The sequence below is a fragment of the Micavibrio aeruginosavorus genome (assembly GCF_051245535.1).
In the GTDB taxonomy this organism is placed as follows: domain Bacteria; phylum Pseudomonadota; class Alphaproteobacteria; order Micavibrionales; family Micavibrionaceae; genus Micavibrio; species Micavibrio aeruginosavorus_D.
The window spans coordinates 2,334,450-2,351,377 of record NZ_CP195303.1 but is presented as its reverse complement, the minus strand read 5'-3'; the positions used below and the strand labels follow the sequence as shown (position 1 = coordinate 2,351,377).

Genomic DNA, 16,928 nt, shown 5'->3' with positions numbered 1-16,928 from the left:
ACAAAACCCCCGCCCGTTTCGGCGGGGGTTTTTATATGCGCCACAAACACGCGCATTTCTTGACAGTTTTCGGCAAAGCGCTCTAGGGTCGTGGAAACAAAATTATAAAAAGCGACCAACAGGGATTATGATCATGCGCATTCGGGCCAAAACCCTTTCACTGGATTTCTTTGCCGCCACCATGGGGCTGGCCGCAGCCGGGTGCAGCAGCACGCAACCCAATCATCCGCAACCACCTTCTCCACAAGGGCAAAGCCAATCCGCCGAAGCGCCGCCCTTCGCCTACGCGCCCTTCAACGAATTGCTGAAAACCACGGCGTATTATTCCGTCGTCGGGCGCGATGCGGCCACCATGGCGGCGGGCGTCGTCGATGGTGCGCGCACAGAATTGGGCGATGCGTATAAAACCCAAAGCGACAGCCAGATCCGCGCCCTGATCGACGCGCCCGGCACCGATGCCGCAACGCGCGAAAAAATCATCGTTGGCGGTGTGAAGGGTCTGGCCAAAATCCTCAGCCCGCACGATGCGTATATGACCGAAGCCGAGGTCGAACAACTCTGGCGCGGCAGCCCAAAGGTCACGGGCATCGGCATTTCATTCGAGGTGGATGATAAAGCCGGCGGCCTGCTGATTTTCGACATGGCCGATGGTGGCCCGGCGTCCAAGGCTGGCCTGCGCATTGGCGACATCATCACCGCCGTTGATGGCAAACCCGTGGCCGGATTGAAAACCAAACAGGCGCGCGCAATGATCGTCGGGGACAAGGGCACGCCCGTGTCCATGACCGTGCGGCGCATGGGCACGGATACCGTGCAAACCATCACGATCATGCGCGATTCTTATAAATACACACCCACATCGGCGCGGGCGATGGGTGATATTGCGTATGTCCGCCTGCGTGATTTTTCATCGCGTGGATCGGCGGGTGCGGTGGTCAACGCCATGGCCGGATTGGAACAATCCATCGGACCAGACAAGATCAAGGGCTATATTCTCGATTTGCGCGGCAACCCCGGTGGGTTGGTGCAGGAAGCCCGCATTCTCGTCGATGCCTTCGTTGACAAGGCCGGCGCGCCCAGCGTCGAAGTGCGCGCCCGCAATTACACCTACAGCGAAAAAACCCATCTGGGCGATGCGCTAGAGGGTAAACCCCTGACGGTTTTGATCAATGACGGGTCGGCCTCCGCCGCCGAAATCGTGTCCGGCGCGTTGCAGGACCATCAACGGGCTACTGTTCTGGGCACCCAATCCTATGGCAAGGGATCGGTGCAGACCCGCATTTCACTGGGCCGCGTCTGGCCCGAACGCCATGATGCGATGAAGGTGACATCGGCCATGTATTATTTACCGTCTGGCGCATCGATCCAGAATATCGGCATCACACCGGACATTCTGGTCGAAGATGTCACACCCTTGCTGCAGGAACATGAACGCGATCTGACCAACGTACTGGCCAACCCGAATGGCACAGCCAAGCCCGTGCGGCGATTCAGCGCGCATTGCATGTTGAAAAATGCGGTGGCGGCAAACGACCTGAACGCCGATTTTCGCGATTATCGCGGCCAGCCCGACCGCACATTGCTCTGTGCGCTGGACCATCTGCGCCGCACCGAAACCCATACGCGCACGCGCACACTGCCCGCGCCGGGGCGCTGAGGCCCTCATACGGGGCTTGGGGGATACATCACGCAAAAAACCCCGGAAATCCGGGGTTTTTTATTGGCCGCAGACACCATGGTTTTCTTGACAGGCCGCGCCCCTCTGCCCTACGGTTCTCTCAATAAAAAACGAAAATAAAGAACAGGGATATCGCATATCATGGCTTTCACAGCGAAAAAGCTTTGCGCTCTTTTTTTGGCATCGGCCTGCGTCTTGGGATCGGGATGTGGTTCTATTGGACCAGCCCCGTCCGATACGAACGCACAAAAAACCGCGCCCGCGGAGCCAGTACCCACACAATATTTCAAGTATGACCTGATGAACAAGCTGCTGGATGAGGTGGCAAAGGAATCAATCGTCAATCCAAAAATCGACGACATGATCCGTGGCGCGATCAAGAACGTGCGCGAAACACGCGGCCCCGACCACGTCCGCGACACCGACGCACAAATCAAAGCCATGATTGATGGCGAGGGCGTCACCAAAGAAGAACACGAAAAAATCGTTATCGATGCGATTATCGGTGCGATGTCCAGCGTCAGCCCACACGATTATTACATCACTCCGGACGAAGTGCGCGAAGCCATTATCGGAAAAAGTTCACTGAAGGGCATTGGCATCATTTATCAGGACGAAAAACGCATTGGCGGCCTGATTATCGAAGACACCGCCGATGACGGCCCCGCCAAAGCCGCCGGCATCAAGCGCGGCGACATTATCACCAAAGTCGAAAATATCAGCGTCGCCGGAAAATTTAACGACGCCGCCAACATGATTCTGGGTGACATTGGAACGCCTGTGACACTGACATTCATTCCGGCGGGCGAAAAAGAAGAAAAAACCGTTACCCTAAAACGCAGTGTCGTGACATTCTCAGCCGTCCGCCACAAGGTGATTGATGGCGATATTGGTTACATCCGCCTGCGCAATTTCAGCGACCGCGATGCGTTCAACACCATCAACGACGCCATTCGTTCAATGAACGAGGCGCACAGAAGTAATCCATTGCGTGGATATATTTTGGATTTACGCAACAATCCGGGTGGGCTGGTGTACTTGGCCGCCCGCATTGCCAATGGATTTATTGACGCCGAAAGCGGTGTTTCCGTCATCGTTGAAAATAAAAAATACACTTACGATGAAAAGGTTACGCCGGGGGATATCCTGAACGGTGCCCCGCTGGTTGTTTTGGTCAATGACGCATCGGCATCAGCGGCGGAAATCCTGTCCGGCGCGCTACAGGACCATAAGCGCGCCACCATCATCGGCACGCAATCCTTTGGCAAGGGATCGGTTCAAAGCACGATTTATCTCAGCCGCCTCGGCGAAGACCGTGACGATGCCGTGCGGGTGACGACCGCATTGTACCGCTTGCCGTCCGGCACGTGGCTGCAAGGATACGGCGTCATGCCGGATATTCTGGTCGAAGGGGTTGAGGCCAGACTGAAAGAGCATGAACGCGACAAGGACCGCATGATTAAAAACCCTGACGCCGAAAAGGCCGCAGCCCGCAAAGCTGGCAGCCTGTGCCGCGTGCGCGACGATCTGGGTACGGATATTGCCAATGACGATCTGCGCCTGTTTAGCGGCGGGCCGGACAAAATCCTGCTCTGCGCCGTCGACCATCTACGACGGAGCAGCGAATACACAATCACCCGGCCCAACACCCCCGCAAAGCCTGCGGCTCCGGCACCATAACACGCTGAAAAATAACATTATTTTTACCTGAATAACCCGCCCCTAAATTTTGACATAAGGGGGCGGGCATGCTACGCCTAAACCATCAAAAAACACGAAGAACAATGACGCGACGCGGCCCAATGACCGCGCAGACGAACAACCGGGAGCCCACAATGAAAACCACCAAACAAATGACCGAGATGACCGATACGCTGGCGCGTATTCTGGACAAGATCAAAAAGATCGACGGCGTGGACCATGCCGAAGCCAGCTACAGCGTATCCGAAGCGCGCGAAGTGGGCGTGCGCATGGGCCAGATTGAAAAGATGGAAACATCCGAATCTTTGGGCGTGTCCATGCAAGCGTGGGTCGGCAACCAGACGGCCACCACCAGCCTGTCGAGCCTGAGCCCGGATGATATCGACGCGGCCATCGAATCCATGCATGCCGCCATCAAACTGGCTGAGCAAGACCCGGAGCGCCGCCCGCTGGAGGCCGATATGCTGGCCAAAATCCGTCACAATGATCGTTTGGATCTGTATGATCCGCGCGTCCCAACCGCCGGTGAAATGCTGGACCGCGCCCGGGATGCTGAAAGCGCCGCGCTGAACGTTGCAAAAATCACCAATTCCGAAGGCGGCAGCGCGTCATGGCACAAAAGCACATCCGTTTCGCTGGACACTGATGGCGTGATCTTCACAAACCGTGGCACCGTGCATTCCATGAACGCCGTTGTGATTGCCGAAGAAAACGGCGCGATGGAACGCGATTATGATTACGGCGTGGCCATTTACGGCAGCGACCTGCCCGATGCGGCCATGATCGGCCGCAAGGCCGGTGAGAAAGCCGCCGCAGCGCTGAACCCGCAACAAGGTCTGTCGGGCCGTTACCCGGTTCTGTTCGCACCGGACATGGCGGCGGGCTTGCTGGGCCATTTCGCCTCCGCCGTTCAGGGTGGCGTTTTGCGTTACAAACGCACCTTCATGAATCTGGATGAAATCGGCACGGCATTATTCGCGCCGGGCATCACCATCATCGACAACCCGCATTTGAAACGCGGGTTGGGGTCGAAAATGTATAACGGCCTGAGCATGGCCACACAAAACCGCATTCTGGTCGAAGATGGCGTTTTACGCGGCGTGTTTATGGGGCTGAAAGATTCCCGCCATTTCGGCGTGGCCCCGACGGGCGGCGCATCGAACATGACAATCGAGCCGGGCATGAAACTGGCCGATATGTTCGCGGACATTAAAGACGGGCTGTATGTCACGGGCCTGATGGGTCAGGGCATCAACCTGATCAACGGCGATTACAGCCGCGCGGCGCAGGGCTTCTGGATCCGCGATGGTCAAATCGCCTTCGCCGTATCCAACGTGCCCATCGCCGGGAATTTGCGCGAGATGTTTAAACACATGGTCGCCGCCGATGATCTGGACCGGTTCAAACGCAAAGTCTCCGCCCCGACGCTGCGCGTTGACGGCATGACAATCGCGTAGGCCCAATCACACCAGACAAACAAAAACCCCGCCAGATGATGGCGGGGTTTTTATTTGTTCTATGACGCTTATTAAGTCGGCTCGGTCCCGCCAACGCGGATGCCGCGCAGTTTGACGGAGGGCTGGCCGATGCCAACCGGAACGGACTGGCCATCCTTGCCGCATGATCCGCTTTGGGCGATTTCCATGTCGTTGCCGACCATTTCAACCAGACCCATGGATTTCGGGCCGTTGCCTTCCAGAATAACGCCCTTGACCGGGGCAATGATTTTGCCGTTCTCGATCAGATAGGCTTCGGTGGAAGCGAAAACGTAGCTGCCGCTGACCGTGTCGACCTGACCGCCGGAGAAATCGACGGCATAAATCCCGCGATCAACCGATTCAATCATTTCGTCCAGCGTGTATTGCCCGCCTTCCATATAGGTGGTGGTCATGCGCGGGATCGGCGCGTGTTCGTAACTTTCGCGACGACCATTCCCGGTCGGCGCCACACCCATCAGGCGGGCATTGATCGTGTCCTGCATGTACCCGCGCAGGATGCCATTTTCGATCAGCACGTTGCGTTGTGTCGGCACGCCTTCGTCGTCGAAGGACAAGGATCCGCGCGCTTCGGCGAAATCACCTTGGTCCACGATGGTGACGCAATCGGCGGCCACTTTCTGGCCGATCATGCTGGTTTTGAAAACGGTTGAGCCCTTGCGTGCGGCATCGCCTTCCAGACCATGCCCGACCGCTTCGTGCAGCAACACGCCGCCCCAGCCATTGCCCACAATCACCGGCATATCACCCGACGGTGCGGCGATGGCGCGCAGGTTGGTTTGCGCCTGCTTGATCGCCTTGTCGGCCACGTCGTGCCAGGATTTTGCATTGAACATGCGGGTCAGGATCGTCCGGCTGGACAGGCTGCCCCGGCCCGTTTCACGACGGCCATTTTCCTCCGCCACAACGGAGATGTTCAGGCTGCTCATCGGGCGCAGATCGTCCAGACGGGTGCCGTCCTGACGAATGATGGTGACAATGTCCCAGCTGGTGGAAATCGCCGCCGACACATCGACGATGCGGGAATCCGCCGCGCGAACATAGGCATCAATTTCACCCAGCATCTGGATCTGCGCGGCCTCGGCCATATCGGCCAGCGGGCTTTCGCCTGTGTAAATGCGGTTTGCGCCATGCCCCGGCAACGCGATCTTGCCCATCAGGCTGGCGTGGTTGCGAATATCGCGCGTGGTGCGCGCGGCGTTGGCGATGCTTTTTTCGCTCAGATTGTTGGAATGGGCATAGGCCACGGCATCCCCCGCGATATAGCGGAACCCGAACCCCTGATCCATGGACGAGCTGTTGCCCTGCAATTTCCCATCGGACCATGAAATCGACTTGCCCTGCGTCCGTTGCAAATACAATTCCCCGCCATCGGCCTTGGCCAAACCGTTACGCACGATCTTGGTGACCGCATCCGGGTCCATGCCCGTGGCGGCGAAGAAGAAACGGTTATTGACGGATGTGTCGAATGGATAATCGGCCATTGGCTGTGGGCTCCCTTGCCTGCTCTTTTATTCTTATGATTATGGTTACCCCTTGGTTGTAGGAGGGTTTTCCCGGACTGTCAAAATCTTTGGCGCCCTTATCCCCTTCGGCGGAAACCCGCCCCAAAAACCCGGGATTTGTGGCACCGCAACGCGGATTTTTTAATGCAGCCCCCGCCCCATCATGCTATTGCAAATAGACATAACTATAAAAAGTGTAAAAAACAGGGGCCTCGACATGATTAAAACCTTCCGCCTGCCCAATGGCATTACCTGCGTTTGCGATTCCCGTCCCGGAACGGGCACGGTCGATATGTCCATTGGACTGCGCTATGGCACCTGCCTTGAAGGGGCGGCGGAACAGGGGGTGGGCCACATGATCCTCAACACCCTGCTCACCGACGATCACATGGCCGAGGCCGAAGCCACAGGCGGCAGCCTGAGCGGGCACATCGATGACACAAGCATGATCCTGAGCGCCGACGCGCTGGCCCGTGACGCCGACCATGTCTTCGCCGTTTTATCCGATGCGCTGCGCAATCCCGCTTTCGACCCAGCATTCGTAAAACGCATTAAAAAACAAACCATCATGTCCATTGACGAAGGCGCGAGCAGTATCGAGGACGCCGTGCATGAAGGATTCATGATGATGGCCTTTATGAACCAGACCGTGTCCGCCGTTGATATCACCGCCAAGAAAAACATTCGCCGCTTCACACCGGATGATTTGCGCATCAAACACGCGCAAATCACGTCCAACCCGGAACAAATCGTCCTGTCCTTCAGCGGCGACCTGACACTGGCGCAGGCAAAAGCCATGGCCCGCACCCATTTCGGTGACATGAAAGCAGGCCCAACCCCCTTCATGCCTGCGGCCCCGCTGATGCACTTTACCGGCGGCGAGATCGCAAGCGAGAACGACAATGAACAATTGGTTTTGTCCTTCGGGTTCCCCGCGCCATCCCTGAACGACCCGAAACACCACGCATTCCATCTGCTGGAAGATTTGCTGGGTGGCGGCATGTCGGCCCCGCTTTTTCAGGAAATCCGTGAAAAACGCGGTCTGGTCTACACGGTTCAGGCCGACTACGTCCCGCTGGACAGCAGTGGTTATTTCGCCATTCATGCCGGGACCGGCGCCAATGCGACCGAATTGCTGCAGGCCACCATTGACCTGCTCGGCCAAAAAGCCAGCGAAGGATTCACACAGCAGGAGCTGGACCGCGCGCGGAGCCGCATCATGCGCAAGATCAGCGTGGCAACAGAAGCACCTCACATGTCCAATATGCGTAACATGGCGCACTTGCTGAACTATGGCCGTGTTGTCCCACTGGATGAAATCGAAGCCAGCCTGGCCCGCGTTACATCTGTGGACATCCAAATTGCCCTGACCGAAATGCTGGGCGATGGGCGCTATGCCCTGTCTTGCTCCGGACCGATGGACACCATGCCCAGCGCGGAACAAATTGCGGATATGCTGGATGAACAAGCGGCCCGGATTGAGCCCTTCGACCTGAAACCACGCCCCAGCCTGAGCGCGCAATTCAACGCGGCCAGCCGCGTAACAACCGTCAAACCATCCGGCCCCCACGTCACCGTACTGGACAATGGCCTGACCATCGTTACGACGACACGGCCGGGCACGGTATCGTGTGGCGCATGGGTCGGTGCTGGCGCAGCCCATGAAACACCGGAACTGAGCGGTGCCACGCACATGAACGAACATATGATGTTCCGCGGCACGACATCGTTCGGCCCCGGCGAAGTTACACGCATCGTCGAAAATGAAATGGCGGGTGGATTGAACGCCTATACCAGCAAGGATCAAACCGCCTACACGCTCGACATGCTGCTGCCCGACCATCTGGACCGCGCGCTGGATGTCTGTGGTGAGCTGGTGTTCAAAGCCAATCTGGATCACACCGAATATGCCGGTGGCGAAACCACCAAAGGCGAACGCAGCGTCGTTTTAGAAGAAATAAAAAAATATGACGATATGCCCGCAGCCCGTCTGGACAACGTTCTGGATGCAACAATGTATCCAGGCCAGTCCTATGGACGCCCCGTTCTGGGCACGGCCTCCTCACTGAATGCGATCAGCGCCGCAGACCTGACCGTCTATCGTGACGAATATTATGTCCCCAACAATGTCGTGTTCAGCGTTACAGGTCCGGTCAAACACGCTGATGTTGTTCATATGATCGCGCACAAATACGGCAACCTGCAAAGCCGTGACGTCGCGCCGCTGCCCACCCCGGATGTTCATGGCGCGCTGAGCGTTACGAAATCCGAGATCAAAGATCAGTGCATGATCATGGCAGCCTTTAACATTCCACCCAAAGGCCACGCGGACACGGTCGCCTATGAAGCGTTGTCGACCCTTCTGGTCGGAAGCGCGCTGGCGCGCCTGCCGTCCAAGCTGGTGGACGAGATGTTTTTGACATTGGACATCGAAGCCTATCCCCAGCAATACCCCACCTGCGGACAGTTCTGCATGGCGACAAGCACAGCACCACAGAACACCCGCCTGATCCTGAGCGAAATTTTCGCCAGCCTGCGCGATGTCCGCGACACGCTGGATCAGGGCGAGCTGGACATGGCCAAGGCCCAGATGGAAATGAACCTGATGGCCGGGGCCGCCAGCAACAGCGCCCTGTGCAACCTGTATGGCGAGGCGGCCTTGTATGGCGGCACCGTCGAATCTTTGGACGCCATGTCCGCCCGGGTTCAGGCCCTGACCTTGGCCGATGTCCGCCGGGTGACCGACAATCTGCTGAAAACCACCCTGTGCGTTGCGTTGGATGTGCCCAAGGGCATAAAGCCCGCGCATATCCCCACCTATGCGGATATTTTGACCTTGCGCGATCAACCCTTTGTTCCAGAACAGAAAAAAGGCAAAAACCCTGGCCCGGCCACCCCGACCCCGGCCCCTTAAGCCCTGACCCAGCGCGCATTTGCATCTGCATCACGTTTCGGGCTAAAAGAACGGCCATGAGTGATGTACAGACTGAAGCAGATCCGCAGATTTCCGAATCCACCCCCGCGAAGGACACATCGCGGGTGCGGGATTTTTGGGCGTTGCTAAAACCCCGCGTCATGTCGCTGGTCGTCTTCTCTGGCTTTGCTGGCATGTGGGTTGCGCCCGGTTTTTCCGATATGCATCCATTTATGATTGCCGTGGCCGTTGCGTGTCTGGCCATTGGTGCGGGTGCCGCCGGGGCCGTGAATATGTGGTACGAACGCGACATCGATACGGTGATGAAACGCACCGCGGGTCGCCCCCTGCCACGCGGCCGCATGAACCCGGATGAAGCGGTCAGCTTCGCCCTCGTCCTGTCCGCGTTGTCCGTGATGACGATGGGCGTGGCCGTGAACTGGACCGCCGCGGGCCTCCTGGCCTTCGCCAATTTCTTCTACAGCATCATTTACACCATGTGGCTGAAACGCCGCACGCCGCAGAACATTGTTATTGGCGGTGCCGCCGGGGCATTCCCGCCGATGATTGGCTGGGCCGCCGTCACGGGCACCATTACAATTGAATCGATCGTTCTGTTCGCGCTGATCTTCTTCTGGACGCCGCCGCATTTCTGGGCGCTGTCCCTGTTCGCGAACGAAGATTACAAACGCGCCAATATTCCAATGATGACCGTGGTTGCGGGTGAGCGGAAAACCAAAATCCAGATGCTGGTTTACACGCTGATCCTGCTGCCTTTGTCGTTGCTGCCGACCATCATGGGCTTTGCCGGATATGGGTATGGCGCGGCGGCGTTGATCCTGTCGGGATTTTTCGTGTTCACGTCGATCCGCGTTTTGATGGATGACAGTTTGAAAAGCGCGCGGCTGATGTTCGGCTATTCCGTATTTTATTTGTTCGCGCTGTTTCTGGCGCTGATGATCGACGCCGTTTAATCAGAGTAGAAGTGGAGAATACACATGCCCCTGTCACAGATGCATAAAAAGAAGCTGACCAAGAATCTGACCATTCTGGCCGCCATCATGGGCTGGGTTGCGGTGATCTGGGTGATTACCATGATCAAGATCAAAGCAGGAATGCAGTAACCTTTTCCTGTCAGACGAAGGCGCCACCATGCCGACACCCGATTTAAAAACCAAAAACCGCCGTATCCTGATCAGCGTACTGGTCGTGGTTGTTGTGATGATCGGCGCATCCTTTGCCGCCGTTCCGCTTTATAACCTGTTCTGCCGCGTCACCGGATTTGGCGGCACCACGCAAATGTCGGCCACGGCCCCGGACCCGTCGGAAATTGTCGACCGCACCATCACCATTCATTTCAATACCGACACGGGCCGCAATCTGTTGTGGAAGTTTGAAGCCGACCAGCGCGCGGTCAAAGTCAAAATCGGCCAGCCCGCTTTGGCCAGCTTCACGCTGGAAAACCAGGACCGCGTCCCCGTGGCGGGCACGGCCCTTTATAACGTCACCCCAGCCAAAGCCGGGAAATATTTTCATAAAACACAGTGCTTCTGCTTTGCCGAGCAGATCATGCAGCCAGGGCAGGAAACCACCCTGCCCGTCGTGTTTTTCCTGTCCCCCGACATGGCCAAGGACCCCAATCTGGACGATGTGACGGTCATCACCCTGTCTTATACCTATTTCAAGGCGGATACGCCCGAACTGGACGCCGCGTGGGAGGCCTTTAACCAGGCCGATAACGGGCCCGATAACGAAGGTGTCGTAAAAACTGGTTCTGCCCCCGCTGATTCACTGGTTGGCACCGTTGCCTTGGAACCAGAAAAGCAGTAAAAACAGAGCCGTATATCGACCCCCGGCCCGGGCCGGGATTCACGTTGACCGATTCGCTACGATCTTTCAGTAAGGACTGTTACTCATGGCCCACGACCATCACGCAACCGGAACCCATTTCGGCACCACCGGCAAACCGCACCCGTACCATCTGGTTCGCCCCAGCATCTGGCCGCTGGCCGGATCGTTCGCAGCGGGCTTGCTCGCCGCCATGATGGTGTTGTTCATGCACAAGACTGAAGTGTTCGGCATTTCCCCGGGCCTGATCGGTGTTGGTTTGGGCCTGCTGTCGGTTCTGGCCGTCATGTTCTTCTGGTGGAAAGATATTATTTTCGAAGCCGTGAAAGAAAAAGCACACACCCCGATTGCTGAAATCGGCCTGCGCTATGGCATGTCCCTGTTCATCGCGTCCGAAGTGATGTTCTTCGTTGCGTTCTTCTGGGCGTTCTTTGCCGCGGCGTTGTTCCCGACCGAAGCGATTGGTTTCGTCTGGCCCCCGGCCACGATCGAAGTGATCATGCCGTTCGGCCTGCCGTTGCTGATGACCATGATCCTGCTGCTGTCTGGCTGCACCGTGACATGGGCGCACCACGCCATTCTGGAAGGTCATAACGATCAGGCGGTTAAGGCTTTGGGCCTGACCGTATTGCTGGGCGTGATCTTCCTGTGCTTCCAGATTTACGAATATCACCACGCCGCATACGGGTTCAAAGACACCGTTTACGCTTCGGCCTTCTACATGGCGACAGGCTTCCACGGGTTCCACGTTTTCGTTGGCACCGTGTTCCTGTTCGTGTGCTGGATGCGCGCAAAGAAAGGTCACTTTGACCAGAAACACCATTTCGGTTTCGAAGCCGCCGCCTGGTACTGGCACTTCGTTGACGTGGTCTGGCTGTTCCTGTTCGTGGCCATTTACTGGTGGGGCAACACCATCGGCGTGAACGCCGTACCGGCCCCGTAACGGACGAAGATACAGAGTACAGAAATCAAAAACCCTCCCTCCACAGGGAGGGTTTTTTTCCTTCAAGGAGGTCCCACGATGGACATGAATCCCGATACACAATTGATGAAACTGGCCCTGCGGCAGAAATGCCCGAAATGCGGCATCGGGAACCTGTACAAACCGGGCCTGACCCTGAATCTGGCCGATAAATGCGATCATTGCGGTTTCGATCTGGCGAAGAATGACAGCGCCGACGGCCCCGCCGTATTCCTGATTTTTATTCTCAGCTTCCTGCTCGTCCCGCTGGCCTTGATTGTCGAGGTTTGGCTGACGCCGCCGCTCTGGCTGCATGTGATCGTGTGGACGACCGTGGCGCTGACCATCACGGTTGGGTTGCTGCGCCCGATCAAGGCCTATGTCATCGCCCTGCAATACAAACACCGATCCAGTGACTGGGAAGAATAATCGCACCATGACCACCACCCCCTTTCGCATTCCATTCTGGGCCACAACCCTGAGCCTTGTCGGCGTCATCGTGCTGTGCGGCCTCGGGTCATGGCAATTGCAACGCCTGCAATGGAAAAACGATCTGCTCGATCGCATCGAAACCGCACGCACCGCCGTGCCGTTGACGCTGGATGCGGCCACCATTGCACCGCTGGTGGATGAAGATGGCTTACTGGTCCGCGGCACGTTGACCGGGCGGTATTTGCATGACCATGAAATTTTCCTGAAACCCCGCCCGATGGGGCAAAAAACGGGCGCGCATCTGGTAACGCCGTTCCTGTTATCCGATGGCCAGACCATCGTTCCGGTTTTACGCGGCTGGGTCAGTGATGACCCGGATACGTTTATCCAACGCCCGGACCCCAGCGTGACCATCACCGGCACGCTGCGCCACCCGACGGAAACGAATGCGTTCACGCCGCAAAACATCCCGGACAAAAATATGTGGTTCACGCTGGACCCCGCCGCTTTGGCCGCCTCCCACAATCTGGAGAATGTCGTTCCGCTGGCGTTTTACGAAGAAACCAAGCGCGACGATGTGGGCTGGCCCCTACCGGTTGAGGCGTGGCAAACACCCAACAACAATCACCTGTCCTACGCCATCTTCTGGTTCACGATGGCGGGCATTCTGATCATTATGTATGGATTGCGGTTTATCGTTTACGGGCGCAAGCCGAATGACGATACAGCCTCAGATGAAACGGGCGGTGCCGGCAACGGTTCAACCTGATAGCCAGCGACACCGCTGGTCACAACATCCCCGGCGGCCGGGGCATAATCGTTATAGCAGGGATAGGACATCGCCATCACCTGCGCCACCATCACCCCGGCGGGCAACCGGGTCAGGGAGGGGTCGGCATCCACTTCGATCTTCACCGTATCGACCAATTGCTGCGGCTTGACCGTGGCATGGTCACAGGCACGTTGGGCGTAAGTCGGCTGGACCAGCATAGCTTCGGCCACGGCGGCGATATACCCACTGCAGAACCCGGCATCCACGTCATGCTTGCTGGCGCAGAATGTCATCAATGTCTGGCCCGACATGGCCGTGCGCGGCAAATTATTCGGCACACCCTGCGCCCCTGAAAGGGACACATGGCCGGGCAGGATCAAAGCCAACCCCAGCAAAAAAGTCAGACGGATGGATTTGCGGGCAATATTCATGGCTTGTGTTCGATCCGGATGGGAATAAAGTAATTAGGGTCTGTACTCAATTATAGTCTTTTGGCCTGCAAACGACGCTTTTCTGCGCTTCCGCTCCTCAAATACATCAATGTATTCTGCGGGGCGGTTCTCGAAAACCACCGTTTTCGGCACAAAATCCGTCAATTGAGTACAGACCCTAAAAGAATCACTTTGCGCATCATTCACCATCAAAGAGGAAATGACGAGATGGCGATTCTCTTTCGCCCTGTTTATTCTGTTGATAACCCGCACTGGGTTCCCGCACTGCGCGCCGGTCTGGCCGATCTGGATATGCGCATCTGGCCCGATGTTGGCGATCCATCCGACATCACACACATGGTGGCGTGGAAAATTTTCTCCGGTGACCGCGATGCGCACCCGAATTTACGCGCGGTTTTATCGCTGTCGGCGGGTGTGAACCAATATATTGGCCACCCCGACTTTCCCCATCCCGCCAAACTGATCCGCATGATTGAACCGGGCCTGTCATCCGGCATGGTCGATTATGTGACCAGCTATGTCCTGCGCTTTCACCGCGACCATGATCTGGTGCAGGCGGGTGGGTCGTCCATCCCATGGGGCGGGATCATGCCGACACTGGCCAAGGATCGCGTCGTTGGCATTATGGGGCTGGGCGAAATGGGCGGGGCTTGCGCCCGCGCGCTGGCCGCCCTCGGTTTCCGCGTGCGCGGTTGGGCCAGAACGCGCCATACGATTGACGGGGTGGGCGTTTATGCCGGGCATGACCAATTGCCCAATTTCCTGAAAGGGTGCGACATTCTGGTCTGCCTGCTGCCCTTGACGCCCGACACGGAAGACATTCTGAACCGCGATTTGTTCGCGCAATTGCCCAAAGGCGCCTGCCTGATCAACGCCGCGCGCGGCAAGCATCTGGTCGAAGACGATTTGATCCCGGCACTGGACAGCGGGCAACTGCGCATGGCGGCTTTGGACGTGTTCCGCACCGAACCCCTGCCCGCCGACCATCCCTTCTGGTCCCACCCGCAAATTTTGGCGACCCCCCACATCGCCGCCATCACCATCCCAGAAACAGGCGTGGCCGCCATTCGTCAGGCGATCACCATGCTGGACCGTGGTGAGGACCCGCCGGGGTTGGTGGATTTTGGGCGTGGGTATTAGGACAAAAACAAAAAAGCCCCGGACATCACCGGGGCTTTTTTGAATTCATATCCGCTTACTGCGCCGGGCTTGCCGTGTTGCGGGCATAACGCAGGGCGCGGCCGTTGGAGATGTCGCGGTCCATCTGCTTCACGTGGGCTTTGAACAGGCGCATTTCTTCGCCGCCCAGCGTCTCGCCCGTGGGCAGGTCCAGGCTGCGCGGGTTTTTCTGCACGCCGTTGACCAGAACTTCATAGTGCAAGTGCGGGCCAGTGGAGCGGCCAGTGGTGCCGACATAGCCAATCACCTGTCCTTGACGCACGCGGGTGCCCGGGGTGATGCCTTTGCCGAAACGGCTCATGTGGGCATAGGCGGTTTTCAGCTGGCCATTGTGGCGAATGCGGACATAGTTCCCGAAGCTGGAAAATTTCCCGGCCTTTTCAATCGTGCCATCACCAGCGGCATAGATCGGCGTGCCGGTCGGCGCGGCGAAGTCCATGCCCTTGTGCATTTTGGTGTAGCCCAGAACCGGGTGGCGGCGCACGCCAAAGCCGGATGAAATGCGCGCCCCATCAATCGGGGTTTTCATCAGCGTCTTGCGGATGGACCGGCCATTCGGCTGGAAGTAATCCACGCGACCTTCGCTGGTTTCATAACGATAGAGCGGGATGTCGATGCCGCTGACGGACAATTGGGTGTACAGGACATCGCCCGTTTTTACACGCTGGCCGTCTTCGGTTTCATAAGCTTCGTAGGTGATTTCGATTTTGTCGCCTTGGCGAATGTCACGCTGGAAGTCGACGTCCCAGGAATAAATCCGGATCGCTTCGTTCACAACCGCCGACGGGATGCCCGCCTTGGCCGCCGCGCCCACAACCGACACGGAAATGTCCGCCGCTTGGGTGTAGAGTTTTTTGACGACCTTCTTCTCGCTCACATCAACCTTGAACCCGGCTTCTTCGGTTGCCGCGCGGGCCACGGTGATGGTTTTCAGCGCGTCCATGGCCATGCTGACCTGCGCCAACGGCTTCACTTCGCCTTCGCCTTGATCAAAGCGCACCTGCAACACCTGACCCGGGCGGATCGAGCGCGGGTTCACATGCTGTTTCATGGCTTGCACCACGCCATAGGCGTCTTTATCGGACAGGCCCGCCTGCAACAACGCCCCTGTCAGGGTGTCGCCGGGGGCGATTTTAACTTGTTTTTCCTTGGGCGCGAGGGTCGCAGCGCGGTTGATGGCTACAGTCTGGCCCGCATCCATCGTGTACGAGGCGGCCGTATAGCGTTGCAGACGTTTTTGCGTCGCGGCCAATTGGGTCACCAGACCTTCTTCGCCATCCTGACGCTCACCACCGGCGGCGGGCTCAAGATTGGCATAGGCCTGCGCCGTCAGTTCAGACGAGATCCCCTGCGCCGGATTGCCCAGCGCGGAAAAAACCAGACCCACCATGACCACAGCGCAAACCGGGCCCGCGACATAGCGCAGACGCACCGTATTGTTCCGGGTCAGCACATGGCGATGACGCAGCGGCAAATAACGGTTCAAACGATGCAAGACATCTTGCACCGCAACAGGCGGGATCATAGAGAGAATTTTGTTCGGGCGTCGTTTAAGCTTTGGCATTGGGTAGAGATCCGATCCCCCGTTTGTCCATGCACCGTTACCGATGCAAAAGTCCGACAAGGCGGGAAAACGTTCTATCCTCCTGGTTGGTGGGGCACGTCGCCAGATCAGGAGCCAAACGCCCCAAAACGCGACAGGTACAGTGACCCCAAATCGTTAACACTTCATTAATTTTGCCCCTCAGAATTAGCACAGCGCCGGGGGGCGAACAACCGCTTTATAAGGGCGTTAACCCTTTTATCCAAAGGGCTTTTTTGTGTGGAACCGCCCCAAAACGGCCCCAAAATCGCCTTATTTCCTAATCTTATCCCCAACGGGTTAACAAAGTGATGGGATTTGATAAAATGCCGTCTAGTTTCAATGACTTGCACCGCAACACGGCACAAAAAAGCGCGGAAAACCGCACCTTTTTAGTCAATTTTATTT

The 16,928-nt window shown here is 57.4% G+C and carries 14 protein-coding genes; 11 read left to right on the top strand and 3 right to left on the bottom strand.

What is annotated here, in order from left to right:
• Positions 1 to 133 precede the first annotated feature (133 nt).
• The 3 genes from ACSC94_RS11220 (at position 134) to ACSC94_RS11210 (ending at position 4,836) form a co-directional block, all read left to right on the top strand.
• Positions 134 to 1,657 carry a S41 family peptidase gene (locus tag ACSC94_RS11220; protein WP_435640927.1) on the top strand — a complete coding sequence of 508 codons (1,524 nt, stop codon included), beginning with the start codon at positions 134 to 136 and terminating at the stop codon, positions 1,655 to 1,657.
• A gap of 162 nt (positions 1,658 to 1,819) precedes the next feature.
• Complete coding sequence (locus tag ACSC94_RS11215; protein WP_435640926.1) at positions 1,820 to 3,358, top strand: S41 family peptidase; 1,539 nt, start codon at positions 1,820 to 1,822, stop codon at positions 3,356 to 3,358.
• Between the two features lie 155 nt (positions 3,359 to 3,513).
• Positions 3,514 to 4,836, top strand: a complete 1,323-nt coding sequence (locus ACSC94_RS11210; protein WP_435640925.1) for a TldD/PmbA family protein — start codon at positions 3,514 to 3,516, stop codon at positions 4,834 to 4,836.
• Positions 4,837 to 4,907: 71 nt separating this feature from the next.
• Here ACSC94_RS11210 and ACSC94_RS11205 read toward each other — a convergent pair whose 3' ends face one another.
• A complete protein-coding gene (locus ACSC94_RS11205) occupies positions 4,908 to 6,359 on the bottom strand; it encodes a TldD/PmbA family protein (RefSeq protein WP_435640924.1) in 1,452 nt (483 codons plus the stop codon).
• A 238-nt stretch (positions 6,360 to 6,597) separates the two neighbouring features.
• Here ACSC94_RS11205 and ACSC94_RS11200 point away from each other — a divergent pair, with 238 nt between their 5' ends.
• The 7 genes from ACSC94_RS11200 to ACSC94_RS11170 all read left to right on the top strand — a co-directional run bounded on the left by ACSC94_RS11200 (position 6,598) and on the right by ACSC94_RS11170 (position 13,304).
• Positions 6,598 to 9,294, top strand: a complete 2,697-nt coding sequence (locus ACSC94_RS11200; RefSeq protein ID WP_435640923.1) for a M16 family metallopeptidase — start codon at positions 6,598 to 6,600, stop codon at positions 9,292 to 9,294.
• 56 nt (positions 9,295 to 9,350) lie between these two features.
• A complete protein-coding gene (cyoE, locus tag ACSC94_RS11195) occupies positions 9,351 to 10,268 on the top strand; it encodes a heme o synthase (protein ID WP_435640922.1) in 918 nt (305 codons plus the stop codon).
• A gap of 24 nt (positions 10,269 to 10,292) precedes the next feature.
• Entirely contained in the window at positions 10,293 to 10,418 is a 126-nt protein-coding gene (locus ACSC94_RS11190) for a hypothetical protein (protein ID WP_435640921.1), read from the top strand.
• A gap of 28 nt (positions 10,419 to 10,446) precedes the next feature.
• A complete protein-coding gene (locus ACSC94_RS11185; RefSeq protein WP_435640920.1) occupies positions 10,447 to 11,124 on the top strand; it encodes a cytochrome c oxidase assembly protein in 678 nt (225 codons plus the stop codon).
• 85 nt (positions 11,125 to 11,209) lie between these two features.
• Positions 11,210 to 12,085: a cytochrome c oxidase subunit 3 gene (locus ACSC94_RS11180; RefSeq protein ID WP_435640919.1), complete on the top strand. Its 876-nt coding sequence runs from the start codon at positions 11,210 to 11,212 to the stop codon at positions 12,083 to 12,085.
• A gap of 78 nt (positions 12,086 to 12,163) precedes the next feature.
• Entirely contained in the window at positions 12,164 to 12,532 is a 369-nt protein-coding gene (locus ACSC94_RS11175) for a DUF983 domain-containing protein (RefSeq protein WP_435640918.1), read from the top strand.
• A gap of 7 nt (positions 12,533 to 12,539) precedes the next feature.
• Positions 12,540 to 13,304 (top strand): SURF1 family protein, encoded by a 765-nt coding sequence (locus tag ACSC94_RS11170; protein WP_435640917.1) that lies wholly within the window; start codon positions 12,540 to 12,542, stop codon positions 13,302 to 13,304.
• On the opposite strand, the gene ACSC94_RS11165 is transcribed toward ACSC94_RS11170, so the two are convergent.
• Positions 13,235 to 13,738 (bottom strand): Rap1a/Tai family immunity protein, encoded by a 504-nt coding sequence (locus tag ACSC94_RS11165; RefSeq protein WP_435640916.1) that lies wholly within the window; start codon positions 13,736 to 13,738, stop codon positions 13,235 to 13,237. The genes ACSC94_RS11170 and ACSC94_RS11165 overlap by 70 nt on opposite strands.
• Positions 13,739 to 13,966: 228 nt before the next feature.
• Between ACSC94_RS11165 and ACSC94_RS11160 the strand changes: the two genes are divergently transcribed.
• A complete protein-coding gene (locus ACSC94_RS11160) occupies positions 13,967 to 14,899 on the top strand; it encodes a 2-hydroxyacid dehydrogenase (RefSeq protein WP_435640915.1) in 933 nt (310 codons plus the stop codon).
• A 55-nt stretch (positions 14,900 to 14,954) separates the two neighbouring features.
• Here ACSC94_RS11160 and ACSC94_RS11155 read toward each other — a convergent pair whose 3' ends face one another.
• A complete protein-coding gene (locus ACSC94_RS11155; RefSeq protein ID WP_435640914.1) occupies positions 14,955 to 16,502 on the bottom strand; it encodes a peptidoglycan DD-metalloendopeptidase family protein in 1,548 nt (515 codons plus the stop codon).
• Positions 16,503 to 16,928: the final 426 nt, after the last annotated feature.